At 59.0% G+C, this 18,755-nt stretch carries 16 protein-coding genes and 3 pseudogenes; 8 read left to right on the forward strand and 11 right to left on the reverse strand.

Annotation, left to right across the window (positions count from 1 at the left end; all coding sequences use genetic code 11):
• Positions 1–181: 181 nt before the first annotated feature.
• The 4 genes from K3557_RS19590 to K3557_RS19605 form a co-directional block, all read right to left on the reverse strand.
• On the reverse strand, positions 182–2,299 hold the full coding sequence (locus K3557_RS19590) for a N,N-dimethylformamidase beta subunit family domain-containing protein (RefSeq protein WP_259996100.1): 2,118 nt from the start codon (positions 2,297–2,299) through the stop codon (positions 182–184).
• A gap of 3 nt (positions 2,300–2,302) precedes the next feature.
• Positions 2,303–3,703, reverse strand: a complete 1,401-nt coding sequence (locus tag K3557_RS19595) for a TRAP transporter large permease (protein ID WP_259993013.1) — start codon at positions 3,701–3,703, stop codon at positions 2,303–2,305.
• A complete protein-coding gene (locus tag K3557_RS19600; RefSeq protein ID WP_259996103.1) occupies positions 3,700–4,182 on the reverse strand; it encodes a TRAP transporter small permease in 483 nt (160 codons plus the stop codon). Before K3557_RS19600 ends, K3557_RS19595 begins: the two co-directional genes overlap by 4 nt.
• Before the next feature lie 81 nt (positions 4,183–4,263).
• A complete protein-coding gene (locus tag K3557_RS19605; protein ID WP_259993010.1) occupies positions 4,264–5,262 on the reverse strand; it encodes a TRAP transporter substrate-binding protein in 999 nt (332 codons plus the stop codon).
• 108 nt (positions 5,263–5,370) lie between these two features.
• Between K3557_RS19605 and K3557_RS19610 the strand changes: the two genes are divergently transcribed.
• Positions 5,371–6,294, forward strand: a complete 924-nt coding sequence (locus K3557_RS19610) for a LysR family transcriptional regulator (RefSeq protein ID WP_259993009.1) — start codon at positions 5,371–5,373, stop codon at positions 6,292–6,294.
• 47 nt (positions 6,295–6,341) lie between these two features.
• Here the strand turns inward: K3557_RS19610 and K3557_RS19615 are convergent, their stop codons facing one another.
• A complete protein-coding gene (locus K3557_RS19615; RefSeq protein WP_259996106.1) occupies positions 6,342–6,662 on the reverse strand; it encodes a monooxygenase in 321 nt (106 codons plus the stop codon).
• 143 nt (positions 6,663–6,805) lie between these two features.
• Between K3557_RS19615 and K3557_RS19620 the strand changes: the two genes are divergently transcribed.
• Positions 6,806–7,711 carry a LysR family transcriptional regulator gene (locus tag K3557_RS19620; protein WP_259996108.1) on the forward strand — a complete coding sequence of 302 codons (906 nt, stop codon included), beginning with the start codon at positions 6,806–6,808 and terminating at the stop codon, positions 7,709–7,711.
• A gap of 286 nt (positions 7,712–7,997) precedes the next feature.
• On the opposite strand, the pseudogene K3557_RS19630 reads toward K3557_RS19620, so the two are convergent.
• Positions 7,998–8,303 (reverse strand): annotated as a pseudogene (locus tag K3557_RS19630) (transposase); the annotation flags it as partial.
• 135 nt (positions 8,304–8,438) lie between these two features.
• Here K3557_RS19630 and K3557_RS19635 point away from each other — a divergent pair.
• Positions 8,439–9,722: pseudogene (locus K3557_RS19635) on the forward strand (transposase).
• 224 nt (positions 9,723–9,946) lie between these two features.
• Here the strand turns inward: K3557_RS19635 and K3557_RS20660 are convergent.
• A pseudogene (locus K3557_RS20660) lies at positions 9,947–10,427 on the reverse strand (hypothetical protein); the annotation flags it as partial.
• Between the two features lie 104 nt (positions 10,428–10,531).
• Here K3557_RS20660 and K3557_RS19645 point away from each other — a divergent pair.
• Positions 10,532–10,729, forward strand: coding sequence for a transposase domain-containing protein (locus tag K3557_RS19645; RefSeq protein ID WP_259996110.1), 198 nt, complete (start codon positions 10,532–10,534; stop codon positions 10,727–10,729).
• A 16-nt stretch (positions 10,730–10,745) separates the two neighbouring features.
• Here K3557_RS19645 and K3557_RS19650 read toward each other — a convergent pair whose 3' ends face one another.
• The 3 genes from K3557_RS19650 to K3557_RS19660 form a co-directional block, all read right to left on the reverse strand.
• Positions 10,746–12,305, reverse strand: a complete 1,560-nt coding sequence (locus tag K3557_RS19650; RefSeq protein ID WP_259996113.1) for a DUF427 domain-containing protein — start codon at positions 12,303–12,305, stop codon at positions 10,746–10,748.
• Positions 12,306–12,447: 142 nt separating this feature from the next.
• Positions 12,448–13,149 (reverse strand): hypothetical protein, encoded by a 702-nt coding sequence (locus tag K3557_RS19655; RefSeq protein WP_259988426.1) that lies wholly within the window; start codon positions 13,147–13,149, stop codon positions 12,448–12,450.
• On the reverse strand, positions 13,121–13,414 hold the full coding sequence (locus tag K3557_RS19660; RefSeq protein ID WP_134831124.1) for a hypothetical protein: 294 nt from the start codon (positions 13,412–13,414) through the stop codon (positions 13,121–13,123). Before K3557_RS19660 ends, K3557_RS19655 begins: the two co-directional genes overlap by 29 nt.
• A gap of 169 nt (positions 13,415–13,583) precedes the next feature.
• Here K3557_RS19660 and K3557_RS19665 point away from each other — a divergent pair, with 169 nt between their 5' ends.
• The 4 genes from K3557_RS19665 to K3557_RS19680 all read left to right on the forward strand — a co-directional run bounded on the left by K3557_RS19665 (position 13,584) and on the right by K3557_RS19680 (position 17,606).
• Positions 13,584–14,099 (forward strand): hypothetical protein, encoded by a 516-nt coding sequence (locus K3557_RS19665; RefSeq protein ID WP_129372478.1) that lies wholly within the window; start codon positions 13,584–13,586, stop codon positions 14,097–14,099.
• 97 nt (positions 14,100–14,196) lie between these two features.
• Complete coding sequence (locus K3557_RS19670; protein WP_259999699.1) at positions 14,197–14,814, forward strand: ribonuclease HII; 618 nt, start codon at positions 14,197–14,199, stop codon at positions 14,812–14,814.
• A 107-nt stretch (positions 14,815–14,921) separates the two neighbouring features.
• The gene (locus K3557_RS19675) at positions 14,922–16,025 is read left to right on the forward strand and encodes a site-specific DNA-methyltransferase (RefSeq protein WP_024092002.1); all 1,104 of its coding nucleotides are present in this window, start codon (positions 14,922–14,924) and stop codon (positions 16,023–16,025) included.
• 192 nt (positions 16,026–16,217) lie between these two features.
• Positions 16,218–17,606 (forward strand): adenylate/guanylate cyclase domain-containing protein, encoded by a 1,389-nt coding sequence (locus K3557_RS19680; protein WP_259996116.1) that lies wholly within the window; start codon positions 16,218–16,220, stop codon positions 17,604–17,606.
• A gap of 2 nt (positions 17,607–17,608) precedes the next feature.
• Here K3557_RS19680 and K3557_RS19685 read toward each other — a convergent pair whose 3' ends face one another.
• Entirely contained in the window at positions 17,609–18,742 is a 1,134-nt protein-coding gene (locus K3557_RS19685) for an alkane 1-monooxygenase (RefSeq protein WP_259996118.1), read from the reverse strand.
• Between the last annotated feature and the right edge of the window lie 13 nt (positions 18,743–18,755).

Here is an 18,755-nt window from a genome sequence, read left to right on the forward strand (position 1 = left end):
CCCGCGTCCGCTGCCTTGTGTGCGAAGTGCTTTCCTCCAAACCGATCTTTCATAACCACGTCAGTGAGTGGATTTCTAATCCGTCCGTTCGCCGCGGTTGATTTCAACTACTAAGTTGCGGGTCTTGCGCGGGCGCCCGGAACAAAGCCTGTTGGCGCGCGCCAGCCTCAAAATGCAACTCCTACTGGGGGCATCCTTTTGCTAAGGCATGACACAGGATGTTTTCAAGGAGGCGGGAAACATCATTGTTGAAGCCATTCCACGGTAAGCTGCCACAGAAGGTGATCGAACCGGTCGAAAAGACCGAGCCGCCGCCGGGCAGCTCCAAGTAAACCATGTCTGCGCGCAGCATGTCAGCTTCCGGGCCGCCGCTCAGGTTCGTAAGGTGCGTGAGCTGCTCCTCGGGCACAAGCATGAACTCACCCTCGCGGGAGAATGACTGCGCGAGGATCACTGTATCAGGGGGGGTGCCCAGGCGTGTGTCGCAGTGGTCCAGTTCGAACCCAGCGGCGCCATTGCCGCTGAAGCCGAAGTCTCCGAGGACATCACTCTCGATTCCGTCAAAAATCCAGTCATATGCCGGATCGGTACAGGTGCGCTGATAGGGGGCGCCATGGAATTCCCCCTGCGCGGCAAAACCAATGCCGACCAGCTCTTGCGGCGGGCGGTCGTTGCGGCGCCACAAGCCGCCGTAACCGCCATCAAAGGCGTTGTAATACTCGCCCGGTTCTGCAGCCCAGGCCCGGATTCCATCTTCGGCCCGGCGGATTTCCAATAGGCCGGGGTTTTCCTGATGCACAGCTATACGCCAATAGAATCCGTTGCCGCCCAGGTAGTTGAGCGAACCTCCCGCATCGCGGTAATCGCGCAGAGCATTCAAGGTTTCCGTTGTGTGATACTCGGGGTGGCTGCCGGTGGTGACGGCTGCATAGCTGGCAATCGCGGCAACGCCGTCGTTGTGCAGCTCAGCATCTGTCACAATGTCATAGTCAATCCCCTTGGCATGCAGCCAGCTGAGCAGATGGCTATCGGCCTGCAGGTGCCGCAGCCCAGAGCAGGAGGTGCTCCCGAAGGTCAGAAAGCCTGGCCGCAGGTTGAACAAGGGCCGCAGATGCGAGGCGTGACAGATGCCGGACCCATCAGAATGGTAATTGTAGGTGGACAGCCCGTACTGCGGGTATTCGGCCGGATTGTGCGGGTAGGCATTCCACTCTGTATTTCGTTTCTGCCACTCCGGTTCATAGTCCGGCCGCGCATGGTTGCCATAAATCGTGTAGGTGAAGGTTGACACCAGCACGCAGAGTTTAGCGCGCGGCTGGCCAAGCGGCGGGCAAATGAAAAAGGGCATGGCGTCTTCCAGCCCGTCTGCCTCGATCCGCATCACATAAGCACCGGATGGCATGTCTGCCGGCACATTGAAGCTGAAATCGGTTTCCCATTCAAAGTCATAGATATCGTCTTCGTGAAAATGGATGGCGCCATAGTGATCCGGGCGGTGCCGCCAGTTCATCTCAGAGCCGTCCCAGCGGGAGCCTGTCATGGCTCTCGCTGGAAAATTGATCAGATCCAGGTCCGGCCCCGTTGTCGCGTGCCCCTGCGTTGAAGATATCCCTTGCGAGAAGTCCCAGGCAGCCAGTGGTGCACCGTTGGCCAGAATTGATGGATCTTCGATCTTGCCGTTGAAATGATCTGAAGCCTGTCCATTGCGAAGGCGGGCTGCAATTGAAGGCCGCCCCGCCAGCATCGTTGGCGGGACAGCATGGCCATTCGACATGATCTCATTTTCAAAACTGCGTCCAAGCGGCGTCTGGGTAATGCTGATGTCTCCAGCTGCACTGATCCGGCCAGTGATCCGGTACCAATGCCGAAGGGTCAGCGGCTGGCCGGTTGCCACTGCGCCATCCGGTGCCAAGAAACTAGCGCTGCCGTCATTTGCCAACGCGAGTTCATAGCCGCCGCAGGCCAGCGCCACCTGCTGCTTACCTGTCTGCTTAGTCGCAAGTACAATAGCGCTGAAGGTAAGATCCGTTGTAGCCGGTGCAGATACCGCCTCTTTCGCCAGCCCGTACGAGCCACTGCGGAAGTTCTGCTTGCGGGACAGGAATTGGATCGGGTCGAAATAGGCTGAGGCATCCTCCTCTACGATCCCCTGTCCTGCTGGGTTGGGGTCGGCGCTTATGGACCGGAAAAGACGGGCCGTGACTTTGCCTTTGGCTTCGGAAGATATTTTGAATGCGATACTCTCGCCAGGGCGCGCGGACAGCCGGTCGCTGTAGCCAATAAGGGGAATGGTTTTCATGGGTTACCTCAAGCGTTCGCCATAGACGAGATCAGGAAGGAAAGTGACCCAGCTGGAGAAGAAGACCAGCAGCAGGATCATTGCGATATAGGGGATCAGCAGCGGCAGCACCCCAACAGAGATTTCCTCAATGGAGATCCTGCTGATACGGGCCGCGACAAAGAGGTTGACCCCGATGGGCGGCGTCAGAAAGCCGATTTCGCAGGTCATCACCGTGAAGATGCCAAAGACCACAGGGTCGATGCCCAGGCTGGTTACCAGCGGGAAAAACACGGCGGTAAAAATGATGATCTGCGGAATGCTCTCCAGCCACATGCCGACGAGGATGTAGAACACGCCGATCAGCAGCATCACCAGCCAGGGATAGGCTGCCAGATTCTGGAACAGGTCCAGGACCGACGACGGGATGTCAAAGATCGTGACCAGCTGGCCAAAGGCCTTGGTCGAGCCGAGAATGAACAAGACTGTGCCGATAACGATGGCGGTGAATTTGAAGGCCTGAAACAGTTTGCTCCAGGTCAGCCCCTTGTAGATGAACAGCCCGACAAAGAAACCATAGGCCACGGCAACACCGGCTGCCTCGGACGGGGTAAAGATGCCGGCATAAATACCGCCCAGGATAATCACAGGCGCCATCACGGCCCATTTGCCTTCCCAAAGAGCTTCGAGCAGCGGTCCCCAGCGGAATCTTTCACCGGTGCCGCCATACCCGTTGCGCAGTGAGATCACGAACACCACGACCATCAGCATTAGCCCCAGCACGACGCCCGGAATGATGCCTGCGAGAAACAGGCGAGGGATCGACACATCGGTGACTAAGGCAAAAATGATCAGCAGGTTGGACGGAGGAATCATGCTGCCAAGTGCCCCAGCAGCGGCGGCGATGGCACCTGCGAAACGGGAGCGGTAACCCTCTTCCTGCATGGCTGGAATGGTGATCGAACCGATCGCCGCGGTGGTTGCCGGTCCAGATCCAGACAAGGCGGCAAAGAACATGCAGGCAACAACCGTGACCAGTCCCATGCCACCTTTGTAGGCCCCAACAAGGCGCTGGGCGATGGCGACCAGCTTATCGGACATGCCGCCTTGCTCCATCAGCTGGCCCGCAAGGATGAACAGCGGGATAGTGACCAGCGGGAAAGGCTCAAACGCCGTCCAGGCCGCTTGCGCCATCAGTGTCAGCGGGATGTCGGCAATCAGCAGTCCTGCCACTGTGGCAATACCTGCAGCAAAGGGAATGGGAACCCCGATGGCCATGGTAACTACAAAAACTATGGCCATCATGACCGGGCCGTTCGCACCTGCAACCATGGCCAGGACCAGTGCCAAGATCAGAACCACCAGCACCGAAACAGCAGTCAATGATGTGCGGGGAACAGCTTTTTCCATGGATGCTTCGTTCATAGCGGCAGTCCTTTCCAATTGTCGGCACGCCAGCGCCAGTAGACCTGCAGCATGCGGAACAGCATCAGGCAGAAGGCGATGGGAATGAACATTTGCACCCAGCGCTGTTCGATCCCCAGGCCGGGGGTCTGATAGGTCACTTGGAACAGAAGCTGTGTATAGGTGACGGTCTGCACGATCATGAAGATCAAAAACCCCAGCCACAGCGCGTCGGCCAGAACCACGGAACAGACTTGCAGGCTGCGCGGCAGGCGGCTGACCAGCAGGGTGATGCGGATGTGCGCCCGGTCCCGGACTGCCATCGCCGCCCCGAGATAGACCGCAAAGATCATGCCATAGACGGCGGTTTCTTCGGCCCAGGCAGCCGCGGAATGAAAGAAAAATCGCAGCACCACCTGCATGAGAACCGAGCCGACCACCATGCACAGAAAGAATGTGCAAAGGATCTCCTCAAAATACCGGTCGAGACGTGACAGCATCGTTACCTCCGTTGACATCAGAAGTTAAAAAGGCGGGCACATGAAGGGTGGCGCACGTACCCGCAGTCAGGGAGAAGCCTGTCAGTCGGCTGCTGCGCGGATAGCCGCCAGAAGTGCTTTGAAATCATCACCTTTTTCGGCGGCATAACGATCCTGCACCCGCTGGCCCGCGGCAAGGAAGCCGGAGCGCTCAAACTCGGCGGTTTGCATGCCGCCCTCACCAGTCAGGAAGGCACGGATGCCTGCAACCCGGCTGCCCATTTCCTCTTTCTGATACAGCCCGGCATCCCGCGCCGCACGCATCACGGCATCGCGCTGCGCGTCGTCCAGCTTGTTCATGATCCGGTCGCTAGCAAACAGCGGCGAGAAGTACGAAAAATGCTCAAGCACCGTGAAATGCGGCATAATTTCGTAGAACTTCTGGGACTTGATGAATGAGGTGCCATTGTCCGCCCCTTCTACCGTGCCGGTCTGCAACGCGGTTGGCGTATCGGCCCAGGGCAGCGGAATTGGGGCGGCACCGAATTCCGCAAATGTGTCGATCATCACCTGGTTTTTTGGCACACGCACCTTCAGTCCGGCCATGTCCTCCATTTTGGTGATCGGATTGCGGGCGTTGTAAAAATCCCTGTCGCCAACAAAGCCGAATGTCAGCAAATGCACATTGGTTGCGGTATGCAGCTGATTGGATAATCCAGTGCCGACTTCCCCTTCCAGCACCTTGTAAGCATGGATTTTGTCCTCGAAGACATAGGGAAGCACAAAGGCGTCCATTAGAGGGAAATGCGGTGAGATGTTGTTGCCGGTGATAATGTGCATGTCGACGGTGCCCAGCTGCATCGCCTTAAATGCTTCATCCTCGCCCATCAGCTGGCCGCAGCACCGGACGCGCACATCTACCGTGCCGCCGGAATACTCCTCGGCCAGCTCCTCGAATTTGTCGGCCAATACGCTGTAGGAGCTGCCTTCGGCAGCAGCATAGCCAAGGTTGATGGTTACATTACCGGCCCAGACGCTTTGCGCCGATGCTGCTACGATGGCTGCCGAAGCCAGGATTGGCAGTAGCTTTCCCTCAAACATGTGGTTTCCTCCCAGAAGTGTTGTGTCTTTGGATCTGCAGAAAGCTTGGCACAGGAATACATGCAGGTATAATATCAATTAAGTCATAATTGATAACTGGACGGCATCATGCATATTGGCCTGCGGCACATCCGCTATTTCATTGCCGTCGCTGAAGAACAGCATTTTCGCCGGGCTGCAGCCCGGCTGAACATCGCACAACCGGCGCTGAGCCGGGCAATTCAGCATCTTGAACGCGAATTAAAGGTAAGTCTGTTTGAGCGCAGCAACCGGGTCACTGTGCTGACTGAAGCGGGCCGGGTGTTCCTAGAGGGCTGCCGAGGTGTCCTGACGGCGACGGAACGCGCTGTTGAAAATGCGCGGCAAGCAGACCAGGGAAAGATCGGGTCACTGCGCATTGGGTATACGGATTTTGCAATAGGCGGATGCCTCCCCGATTTACTCAAGACATTTCAGCAGGAATTTTCGGGCATCACACTTAAACCGCTTCATGGGGTAACCACGGAACAGCTGCACCGTTTGGAAGAAGGGACGCTGGATGTCGGCTTCGTCACTGGCCCAGTGAATTTGCCCGATATCGCCTCAGTCAGCGTCCAGCAGGAACACCTGCTCTGTATCGTCTACGAAGGGCACCCCTTGGCTCACCGTGGCAGCATCCGGCTGGAAGAATTGGCAAAGGAGCAGTTTGTGCATGGTCCAGCTAAGGATTGGGAGTATTTCTACTACCATTTTCTGCCGCTTTGCCGCCGGGCAGGCTTCATGCCTGATATCGTCCAGGAAGCCTATAATTCTGCCGCCATCCTAGGGCTTGTTGCCAGCCGTATGGGGATCACGGTTCTCGCCGAAAGCACCTGCCGTACCCCACCGCCAGGATTGGTCTCCATTCCCTTTGAGGATATTACGGAAAGACTTGAAACTATTGCGATTTGGAAGAAATCCAGCTGCAACGGCGCCATGAACCGGTTTGTTGAATTCCTTTGCCTTCAGCAAGGTTCTGCCGCCGGAGTTCAAGCGTCCAGCGGTAATGCGTGACCCCGCAACCGAAATGCGCGGGGCCAGTTGTCTTCGAGGGGAGCAGGTCAATCCGGATCATTTACCGGAGCATTGTTGATAGTGCTCAGCTCTTCCATGATATCGAATACATAGTCTGTTACATCGGTCACCCCAAAGGCCTCAAGCCGCTTCAAGTGCATCGCCTTATAGGTTTCCAAGGCTTCAAGATCCTGGAAGAGATAGGTTGAGCCAAATCGGTCGGTCTCGCCTTCGCGCGTCCAGATCTTCCAGATCACCCCTGGCTCTTCTGCAATACTCAGCGCGAGCTGACGCATGCCTTCGGCAGCTTCCTCGTTCAACGGTCCAGAGACCCGCATATGAAGATCCCAGATTTTCTTTGTGCTCATGAGCTTATCCTTTCTACCGTTCAGGCCTAGCTTTAACAGCTCTTGCCGGAGGCTCTGCGCTAGGTCATTGCCAAGTAACTTAGGGAAAGGTATTCGTTTGAAAAATACTGACTATCCGATCACCTTGTTAGAAAAATAGAACGATGAGCCGTGGCAGACTCAATGACCTGGCGATCTTTGTCGAGGTTGCGCGCGCAAATGGATTTCGTGCGGCGGCAAAGAACCTGAAGCTGGGGGCCGGTTCTGTCAGCGAGGCGGTTCAACGTTTCGAAGACCGGCTCGGTGTACGTCTTTTCGAGCGGACTACGCGCGAAATCTCCTTAACGCGTGCGGGTGAAGCTCTTTATCGCCGTAGCCTGCCCGCAATTGACGAGTTGGATACCGCGCTTGAGGAAATCAACGAATTCAGGGAAGGGCTGACCGGTACGCTCCGTCTCAGCGCGCCAGTTGGCACTGGTCAGTTGTTTCTAGACACAGCGATTTCTGATTTTGCGGCTTTGTACCCGACACTGGCCATAGAGGTGATCTATGACGAAAGAAAAGTCGATCTGTTGACCAGCGGCATTGATGCGGCCATACGTGTCGAAACATTGTTGGACCCCGATACCTACGCTATTTCAATTGGTCCGCCCCATGAGATGAAAGTGGTCGCTCAGCCGTCCTACCTAGTGGAGGCCGAGCCCTTACACTTCCCTCGTGATATCGTGCGCCACGAGGGAATATGTTTTGCTTTCGGGGATTCAGAAAAATTGGCTCCGTGGGTGTTCAGGACCCGCGATGGCCCGATCACGGTTATGCCAAAGCCGCGAGTAATCTCCAACAACGTGAACTCCATCTTGAGATACGCAGAAGCAGGCCTTGGTCTAGCCTATCTGTTTTCGGCTTCCGCAGAACCTGCAATTCGAAGTGGCAGGCTGATAGAGGTTCTTCCAAAGAGCCTTGAAAGGCTTCCCTGCTTTTCACTCAACTACTTATCTAAACGGAATGTACCGGCGCGCCTTCAGGCATTTATAAATTTCGTTAAGGCCCGAAAAATGGGCCGTTCCTGATTGAGGTTGGCGTCTCTTCCGAGATCCGCAGCGAAGCCATCCGACCGCAAACGGCCTCCAGCTCTGCCATCACCTCGAACATCTCCATTAGTTCCGCCGGTCCGGGCCAACGAATAAAGGCACCACGGCGCGGGATCAGTTCGGCCAAGTCAGACAGGGCAAGCTGTTGAAAGGCGTCGCGAAGTGGTGTGCGCGACCTATAAGTCTTGGCAATCGACTGTCGCCTAAGATGGGCGTTGTTGCAAAACTCCCTCTTGAGGCCTGACTACCCCTTTCCCCTCTGAACTTAGGCGACGCGGACGATCTCGGCGGTGCCGAGTGCATTGAAGCGATTGATGAGGGCGATGCGGATGTGGATTTCGGCGGTTTGGCTACCAGGGTCTCTTGCGGCGATGCGTTCGCCGAATGCCTTCAAGCAGCGCATCTTTGCCTCGACCCGGCTCCGGGCGTGGTATCCTGTCCAGCGCTTCCACAAGGCCCGGCCGTAGTGCCGGGTGGCGCGCAAGGTTTCGTTTCTGACCTGCGCCGCCGGGCAGTTTTCTTTCCACGGCTGGCCATTCTTGCGGATAGGGATAATCGGGGCGGCGTCACGCCAAGCTCAGCACCACCGCCTGCTACGCGCATGTGGCCACCAAGACGATCCGCTCAACCGTCAGCCCGTACGAACGTCTGAAGGAGCTGCAGGACCACACTCTCCGGCGCGGACTGGAGTGACCGGACGCCGGGGGTGCCCGGGCGGCCGGGACTGGAGCTTGCTGACATCTTCCGAAGACACGGACCCGCGTGGCGGCAGGGTCTTGCAAAGCAAGATCCCGAGAGGGGGCGATCAAGGCCTGCCGGACCGAGGTGCTCGGCGGGCATGTCACTGCGTGCGGAAAATGCGGCCACCGGCACATCGCCTGCAATTCCTGCAAGGTACCGTTGACCGGCAGGCGATTTGGCCGCGCCAAATCTGCCGGGAGGGGGCACTGCCCGAAGTGCCGGGGACCAGCCGCACGTGACTGGATGGCCGCGCGGGCCGAGGACTTGCTGCCGATCGAGTACTTCCACGTGGTCTTCACCCTGTCGGCCGAGATCGCGCAAATCGCTTACTGGAACAAGAAGGCAGTCTACAGCCTGCTGTTCCGCGCCTCGGCTGAGACCGTGACGACCATCGCCGCGGATCCCCGGCATCTCGGCGCCCGGGTCGGCATGACCAGCGTGCTCCACACCTGGGGCTCGGCGTCGTGCTGAAAGTACGCCTCTGGCGTGGCCCCACCATACGCATGTCCACATGATCGTGCCCCCCTCTCGGCAGATTGCTGCGCAATCGCCTGCCGCCCCGGGTTCTTCCTGCCGGTGCGCGTCCTCTCCCGGTTGTTCCGGCGACTCATCCTCGAAGGGCTGGCGGCCCTGAACAAGGTGGGCGCGCTTCAGTTCTTCGGCGACCTCAAAAACCTGGCTCAGGCCGGCGCTTTTGCCAACTACCTCGCCCCGCTGCGCAAGACCGAGTGGGTCATCTACGCCAAACCGCCCTTTGGCGGCCCCGAGGCCGTGCTCGCCTATCTCAGCCGATACACCCACCGCGTGGCGATCTCGAACCATCGCCTGATCAGCGCCGATGCTGCGGCCGTGGCGTTCCGCTGGAAGGACTACCGCATCAAGCACGGCGACCGGCAAAAGGTGATGCGCCTCGAGACCGGCGAGTTCATCCGCCGGTTCCTTATCCACGTCCTGCCCCCTTACGGCAGATTTGGCTCTGCCAAATCGCCTGCCGGGCAATGGATGGATTCCACCGCATCCGGCACTAAGGGTTGCTGGCCAGCGCGGCTCGCAAGGCCACCATCGCCCGCATCCGCGGATTGCTCGGCGAGGCGCCGCAGGACCCGGACCCGCAGGAGAGTGCCGAGGTCATCCCTCTCACTCTGCGCGAACCGTGCCCCTGTTGTGGCGGCGCGATGCGCATCATCGAGATCTTCCGCCGCGGCAGAAGCCGCCATCTCGAGCACCCCCCCGGGAGCAGGCCGCATGACGCAACGCCCGTCTCAAACGCGCGAAACTCACCAGCTGCCGCCCGCAGGCTGGACCGCTCCTGGCCTGCCCGTTACCGCGCTTTGCTCAGGAAAATGCAATCAACTGTTCCGCCGGCATCCGAAACCCACGCCCCCAGTCGTCCGAGCGACCTCCAGCGATCGACACGTCCTGCCCGGTCGCTGGCCAGACCCCATGCATGTGAACATGCACTGCCGGGCAGTGGATGGGGTATCGCTTGAACCGCTGCCGCTTTGGCTTGTCACCCGCGGCATCCGGCAAGCGCGAGATGCCATGCCGCTGAAGGCACCGATGCAGCGCCGGCCGCGTCAGATGCGGGATCGACGGCTGGAGAGCATAAAGGCAATCATCCAACGGCAGTAGCGTATGCCGCCGGAATGCGGCGATCATTGCCTCCTCCGCTTCGGAGGGAACGGTTGAACGCGGCTCCTTCGGCCCGGTCCTAAAATCCTCCACCGTCGCATGCTTGCGCCAATTCGCAACGGTCTTGGGATTGATGTCCAGCTCCTTGCTCAGTGCCGCGATCGAAGCTTGTCCCTTTCGGGATCATGCCTCGCATAACCCTGCCGGGCAGCGGATCGCTGTATTGCTGCTCTGACGGCGTGCGTGCCCTCTCGGCAGATTTGCCATGCAAACCGCCTGCCAGGTGACAGTGCGTGGCGCTCCCGTGACGAACTTGTCCCATAGTGCTTCTTTCCATTCCAAAGAACAGATCCCACCATCAAACCATGGGATCAAACACCTAGGAAAGGCTTCCCCGGGAAGCGCGATGATGAAGCGCTCAGCCACTTGACCCTTGCTCTGGATGAAAGTTCACTGGCAGGTCAATTGCTCACCAGCTTGATCGCGAACTGCAAAATGTGCGACGCCGATCCGGTCAACTGCCCTTCCGGCACGCTGCGCGCGTTGCTCGACGGTCATCCCAGAAGCCGTATCGACGGCCTCGTGCCTTGGAAATTCTGGCCCGCGTCAAGCCGCGCCGCGTAGGGGAGCACCGAGGCGCTTACGGTTCAATCTTGGCCGGGACAGCAAAGCAGGTGACTGGCTGGGACACGTTATGAAGGGTGACCGCACCCAGCGAAACGCCTTGTGATGGATCGCTCAGAATGTCCTGGCTGACAATGACCGGATGGTTGACCGTCTTGCCGTAGTCGCCCAGCCGGGCGGCGATATTGGCGGCCTGGCCGATCACCGTAAAGTCCAGCCTCTCACGCGAGCCGACGTTGCCGTAGGTCACGCGCCCGTAGGCGATGCCGATGGCGGCTTCGCAGCGGTGGCCGTCTTCTTCCTGGGCGATTTCCTCCAACCGGGCCACGATGGTGCGGGCGCTGTTCAGGGCCTGCCTGCGGGCCCTTTCAGGATCGCTGCCGGCCGGGAACACCGCCAGCACAGCATCGCCGATGAATTTCAGCACTTCGCCGCCGTGCTCATGCACGATGGTCGAGGCAGTCTCGAAGAACTGGTTCAGAAGCGCGATATAGTCCTGGCGGCCCAGTTGCTCTTCCAGCCGGGTGGAGCCGCGCAGGTCGCAGAACATGATGGCGGCGTCGATTTCATCTCCGTCGCCGCGGCGGATCTCGCCGCCCAGTACCCGGGCGCCGGTGCGCTTGCCAACATAGGTTTCCAGCAGCGATTGCGCGTTTTCGCGCTGCATGAAGATTTCATAGTAGCGGGCAATCACATCGGAGCATTCGAAGATCAGCCCCAGGTTAGCCGTGGAAAAGCCGTTCGGGTGATCACTGGTGAGGGTCAGCACATTGATGCGCCCGTCGGAAAAGCGCAACGGCATGGCGACATAGTCGGTGGCCCCCTCCTTGCGCAGGTCTTCAAGGATCGGAAACGCATCTGCGGACCGGCAACAGCCGAGCCGGTGGCGCACACCGCCCATGCCGTTGGAGACGTGGCGCAGCGGGCTGTTCTGATAGGCTGGGTGGTCGTGGATTTCGTAAGACGGCGCGTAGGTGGTGACCTCGCCGGTTTTCTTTTGCCAGATGTAGTTCTTGCCCGCGATCAGCGGGTGCAGCGACCATGCCATGACGGACATGCGGGACAAATAGATGCCTTGCTCGACGAATTTTTCAGCCAGAGCGGCCGTCAGGTCTTCGGGGGTCGGAACCAGGGCGGCGTCCCGCAGCAGCCAGTCGATCACCGGGCCGGAGATATTGCCGTAGTCCGGCATTTCTACGCTGTTGCTGCCCAGATCGAATTCGGCCTCGGCGCCAGGCATAAAGCCAATATGGCCGGATATGGCTGCTGCCTCCGGCATTGCCTCGTCGTAAGACCAGACAGCGTTCTGTATGCCGCCGCCAGTTAACAGCATGTCGCGGTAACTGGCCGTGCCTTTGAAGGGGCAGAAGGTTTGCAAGGGGGTGTTGGACGATAGCTGTGCTGTCACGTCTTCCGAGGGAAAATAGATCGCTGGGGGAAGCCGGGTTTCATACATCACCTTGGCGCGGGAGCTTTGCGCCAGAACGGTGCCATTGCGCCGGGCCGTGACCAAACCTTGAAGCGGCTCGATAACAATGCCGTAGCCCCGATGCGGTGCGTGTACCTGTGCATCCATCCCTGAGGTCCTTGTCCGTTGCGCCGGAAATGTGCTGAAAACCAGGACCGGCCGGCGTGGGCCGGTTCTGGACTATGTGGGGTCTGGGGGCGGAAAATCCAGAGTTGAACACATGATGTTGAGCAAAGCGGAGCCAGACGGTTCAGACCATACGGATCACGTCTCTGCTGATGGCCAGCACATAACCGCGCTTGGCGATGTTTTTGACAAGCAGCTCACTCACCATCTGGTTGCCCAGCGTGTCCCGCAGGCGTTTTATCCGGGTGGCGCCAGCGGCTTCCTCGCAGTCGGCGGAGATGCGGCCGGAAATCACTGCTTCGATTTCGGCGCCTGACAGCACGTCATCGTCGAGCCGGGCCTCCGCCAGAACCGCCAGAGTTTCCATCGCGGCGGGCGTCAGTTTGAACCCCATGTTGTTCAGGTAGACAGTGTTTTCATCGCGGCTGATCAGAAGTTCGTTCACCTGGATGCCGGAGCGTTCGATCTGCGCCATGCGGCGGTTGAGCATCACCAGCATGCCAAGCACCGTCAATGCAGCCACCATCATTGCAGTGGCAAACAGCAGCAAGACAAAAATCACCATCCGGTAACTGGTCAGCGTGTCGGCAAAGGCAGTGCCGGACTGGGCCAGGATTTCCAGCAGCTTGATCTCGGCCTGGGTTGTCAGATCGTTTTCGACAAACAGCTGCTCAACCCGCGCGTTAAAGGCATTGGCATCGGGCAGGGTCAGCAAGAGAACCGTGCCGGCAATCACCAAAAGGGCAACAATCGCTGCAATGCCGAGCGCGATCACCCTGCTGCCAGCCGCGCGGGCCTCAGAAACGGAGATAGTAGGATCCGGCATTGGCCTTCCTTTGCTGCAGGCCTTCGGGGCCGAAGACGGACAGGACATTCAAAAGCTTCCAGCCGCCGGGTGCAATACGGGCCTGGACCTCGCGCCGGGCGGCCTTTTTCTTGCAGGCGCCGGAGAGCTGGATCACGCCGTAGTGCAGGCGCAGCGGATTGTCTTGCTTGGCCTTGTAGTCGGCATAGCAATCTGCCGCCTGGGCTGGCAGCGATAGCGCCAGAAGGGCAGCCGCAAGTGCGGGGATCAGGAGGTTCTGTTTCATATGGGCATCCTGCGGCGGCGGGCCTTGAAATTCAATAACCGCAGGGGGTTGAGACTGCTGATATCCGATAACAAGCGGCCGATATTGCCTGTCTGAAGGGGGTGGGGCCAGGTTGGAGACATCCAAGCGCACAGGCTGCGCATCCGACAATCAAAAGAAAGGTCCCGAAATGGCCCAGACATATGGTTCCAAGCCGCACCGCAAATTCATTGCCATGATCGTGGCAGCCTCTATTGCCATTACCGGTTTCTCGGCAGCGCCTGCCCGTGCAGACGAGGATGTCGCCAAATTCATTGCCGGCATGGCCCTGCTTGGGATTCTTGGTGCGGCCATTAATGATGCCAGGAAAGACGACGATCACGCAGTAACCCGGACTTACAACCCGCCGCGCGGCCATGGGCATGGCGGCCACAGGCATAACTCGCACAACCGCCATGGCGGGCATGTGAAACCGCTGCCGCCGCGGGTGCACCGTTATGACTTGCCGGCACAGTGTGTCCGCTATTTTCCGCGCTACAGCCGCAACTATCCGCTGGCCGGCAAAGGCTGTCTCGACCGCAATTACGGGTACACGCAGAAATTGCCGCGGGCTTGCAAGGTGACCTTCTGGAACGGCAAACGCAACCGCACCGGCTACAAACCCCGCTGTCTGAAGCAGCATGGCTTCCGGATGGTCAACCGCTAACGATATTCCGCTTTCGGGCAGCAGCAACTTGGGGGGCTTCGGCCCCCTCTTTTTTGTGCGGGTTGAAATTCCGGCTCGAATTGGCTTTCTCACTGGCATGACAAAACCTGACTACAGCCTGGAAGATGCCGCCCTTGCCAAAGGGTACCTGAGAATAGCCGGAGTGGACGAGGTGGGCCGCGGCCCGCTGGCCGGGCCGGTCACTGCCGCAGCGGTGGTGCTGGACATCTCTGCTATTCCTGAGGGGCTCAACGATTCCAAGAAACTGAGCTTGAAAAAACGCGAAGCGCTGGAAGGAAAAATTCTGGCCGCTGGTCAGGTGTCCGTTGCCCACGCCTCAGTCGAAGAGATTGATTCCCTGAATATTTTACGTGCCTCGCATCTGGCGATGGAGCGCGCAGTAGCAGCCTTGGATCCGGCACCGGACTATCTGCTGATAGATGGCAACCTGATACCCAAAGGATTGGCTTTGACGTCGGAAGCTGTGGTCAAAGGAGATGCCAAATCAGTCTCCATCGCGGCGGCGTCGATTATTGCCAAACTGGTGCGTGACAGGGTCATGGTGGATTTGGCGCAACAGTTTCCTGGATATGGCTGGGAGAAAAACGCAGGCTACCCCTCGAAACAGCACCGCGAGGCGCTAGTTGAATTAGGTGTGACCCCACATCATCGGCGGTCATTCAAACCCGTACACAACATCTTGTATCAAGAGTGAACCGTAGGGTGTTGTTCTAATAAACAAATTGACCTCGAATCCGCGATGACTCATCCTGTGGACAACCTAATGAGCGCAAAAATGCGCCGCGGGTATGAGGCAGAGCAATGAACAAAACTATGACAAAGGGCGCGGCAGCGCTCCCTTTAAACACGATTATGGGCGGCGATTGCATCGAGGCGATGAACAGTCTTCCGGCCAATTCGGTCGATCTGATCTTTGCGGATCCGCCGTATAACCTGCAGCTGAAAGGCCAGCTGCACCGTCCCGACAATTCCAAAGTCGATGCCGTGGATGATCACTGGGACCAGTTTTCCAGTTTTGCGGTCTATGACCAGTTCACCCGCGAGTGGCTCAAGGCGGCGCGCCGGGTGCTGAAGCCGAACGGGTCTATCTGGGTGATCGGTTCCTATCACAATATTTTCCGTGTCGGATCGGCGCTGCAGGACGCAGGCTATTGGGTGCTGAACGATGTGGTCTGGCGCAAGTCGAACCCGATGCCGAACTTCCGCGGCAAGCGGTTCACCAACGCGCATGAGACGATGATCTGGGCGTCCAAGTCGGAAGGCGCGAAATACACCTTCAACTACGAAGCGCTGAAGGCGCTGAACGAGGGCATTCAGATGCGCAGCGACTGGGTGCTGCCGATTTGCACCGGACATGAGCGGCTGAAAGATGAAAACGGCGACAAGGCGCATCCGACGCAAAAGCCGGAATCGCTGTTGCACCGGATCCTGGTCGGCTCGACAAACCCGGGCGATGTGGTGCTGGATCCGTTCTTTGGCACTGGCACTACCGGCGCTGTGGCCAAGATGCTCGGACGCGAGTTCATCGGCATCGAACGCGAGGAAGCCTATCGCAAGGTGGCGGAGAAACGCATCAAGGCTGTGCGCAAGTTCGACCGCGAGGCCCTGGAAGTGTCCGCCAGCAAACGCGCAGCACCGCGGGTGCCCTTTGGCCAGCTGGTGGAGCGCGGCATGCTGCGCCCGGGCGAGGAGCTGTATTCGATGAACCGCCGCCACAAGGCCAAGGTGCGCGCCGATGGCACTTTGATTGGCGACAACATCAAAGGTTCGATTCATCAGGTGGGCGCTCATCTGGAAAACGCGCCGTCCTGCAACGGCTGGACCTACTGGTGTTTCAAGCGCGAGGGCAAGACAGTGCCGATCGACGTGCTGCGCCAGCAGATCCGGGCTGAGATGCAGAACTGAGGCCCGGGGCTTTTGTGAACGTGAAAACCTATTGCAGGCGCCTGTGCATAATGCGCAGGCGCACACCTTGCCCCGCCTGCATCAGGCGGGGTTTTTTAGTTTCTGCGCTGTGATGCGCTATTCCCTGATCAGAACAGCGCAACTATCTGCAATACTGACGCTGCGGCAGCCAGCGGGAAGAGGGGAAAGCCCATGACCGATACCGCACTTATCTCCGGAACCGGAGCTGTCCAGGAACCTGGAACCGGCGGCCAGAAAATTTCAACTGCGGAAAACAGATTTGCCGAAGCGGCCCTGGATGCGCATAAACAGCGGGGGCTGCAGCTGGCAGTACGGGCCCGCTGGATCGCACTGCCCATTATCGCAGTCTTCATCGTCTTCCTGAACCCGGCCTGGGAGATTCTCTATTATCATGGGATCCTTGCGCTTTTGTGCCTCAACGGCTGGTTCATCAGCCGGGTGGGAAAAGTGGGAAGGTCACGGCTGGAGCTGTTTCTGATCTTCCTTGATCTTCTCATCATGACCATCGGTCTGGTCATGCCCAACCCGTTTGACGCCCGCGAAATACCGGTGGCTATGCAGTACCGGTTTGATAACTTTCAGTATTTCTTTGTCATCTTGGCCGCAGGCACCATGGCTTATTCCTGGCGCACAGTGATTGCGATCGGCACATGGACGGCGACGATGTGGCTCAGCGCGCTGGCGCTGGCCTGGTGGTTTGCCACCCCGGTTCCCGGCCTTTCGGAAGCTGTGGCCGCGGCGCTTGGCTTTGCCCCGGAACTGGCGGAGTTTTTTGACCCAAACAGTTTTGTGATCCAGCTGCGGGTGCAGGAGGCCGTGGTCTTTGTGCTGGTGGCGGTGACGCTGGGCTTTTCGGTGCGCCGGTTCAACGCGCTGCTGAGGAGCAACGCCAGCCTGGAGCGGGAGCGGGCCAATCTGTCGCGCTATTTCTCGCCCAATGTGGTGGATCAGCTGTCGCAGAACGACGAGCCGCTGAAACAGGTGCGAAGCGAAAATGTGGCAGTGCTGTTCATCGATATTGTAGGTTTTACCAGACTGTCTTCGGGGATGGACCCGCGAATGGTGATTGACCTCTTGCGGGAATTCCACGGCCGGATGGAGCGCGAGGTGTTCCGCCATCACGGCACGCTGGACAAATACTTAGGCGACGGGCTGATGGCGACTTTTGGAACGCCGGTAGCAGGCCGGCAGGATGCCACCAATGCACTGGCCTGTGCCCATTCCATGCGCGAGTCGCTGATCGCATGGAACAGGGAACGCGCCCGTCAGGGTAAGGCGGAAATCCGCGCCGGGATCGGAATTCACTATGGCGAAGCGTTGCTGGGCGACATCGGCTCCAACCGGCTGGAGTTTGCGGTGCTGGGGATGACAGTGAACATTGCCGCCCGGCTGGAGAACCTGACCCGCAAGCTGCAGGCCGGGATTGTGATCAGCGAAACGCTGGCCGCGCAGGTGAGGGCGGAGCAGGCCGGCCTGGACCTGCTGGACGGCAACACCCGGCATCCGGATCAAGAGGTGCGCGGGCTGGATCAGCCGATGACGGTTCTAGCCTGGGCGTAAGGCTATCGGGGCACCGGATTCTGCGCTTTGTTGTAGGCGTGCCAATCGGTGATCTCGGGGTAATACGTCTGACGCCAGCGCCGCACCCGCGGGTTCATTACCCGGCGCCACAAGGGCGGGATCATCGCAGCGACGGTCATCACCGGGTAGCCATAAGGCAGCTGCGGCGCGTCGGCTTCAGTATAGTTCTGCAACAGCGGAAAGCGGCGGTTTGGTTTGTAGTGATGATCCGAATGGCGTTGCAGGTTGATCAGCAGCCAGTTCGACGCCTTATGCGCCGCATTCCACGAGTGGCGTGGCTGCACGGGTTCGTATTTGCCATCGCCCAAGTGTTTGCGGGTCAGCCCATAATGCTCGACATAGTTGACCACCTCCAGCTGCCAGATGGCGACCCCGGCCTGCACCAGAAACAAGAGCACCCCGGTCAGCCCGCCCAGCAGCATCGCCAGCAGCAGCATCGCGGCCTGCAGCGCCCAATAGCGGAAGAACGGGTTCGAACGGTCGGTCCAGTGGCGGTTCTTCTTCGCCAGCTTCTCCCGTTCAGCGCGGAATGCGGAATGCCAGCATTGCCGCAACACACGCGGGTAGAACCGGTGGAACCCCTCGTTATAGCGGGCTGTCACCGGGTCGCGCGGAGTGCCGACATAGCGGTGATGCACCAGCAGGTGCTCGGACCGGAAATGCGAGTACATCACCATAGCCAGCAGGATATCCCCCAGCCAGCGCTCAACCCGGCTGGACTGGTGCATCAGCTCGTGACTGTAGGTGATACCCACGGCGCCGGTCACGACGCCGACCCCAAAGAAAACAGCGAATTTGCCAAATGCACTCAGATGATCGGCACCGCTGACGTACCAGATCAATCCGAACAGCGTGACGAATTGCAGGGGCACCCAAGCAGCGGTCAGCGCCTTGTACCAAGTGAGGTCTCTGTCCGGCGTTTCCGGGTCGGCGTTCTCCAGGTTCAGCCCGAATGCCCCGTCCAGCATCGCAAACAGATGCCAGGTTACCAGCGGCGGCAGGATCAGTGTCCAACCGCCGCAAAGAGCGGTGACCCAAACCAGCGGCAACAGCAAAAAGGACATCCAGAACGGCAGGGCGCTTTGCCAGCGGGCAAGGGTTTCGGGGGCGATCATGCCTGTGTCTCCC

Origin of the sequence: Leisingera sp. M523 (assembly GCF_025141335.1) — a bacterium.
Lineage (GTDB): Bacteria > Pseudomonadota > Alphaproteobacteria > Rhodobacterales > Rhodobacteraceae > Leisingera.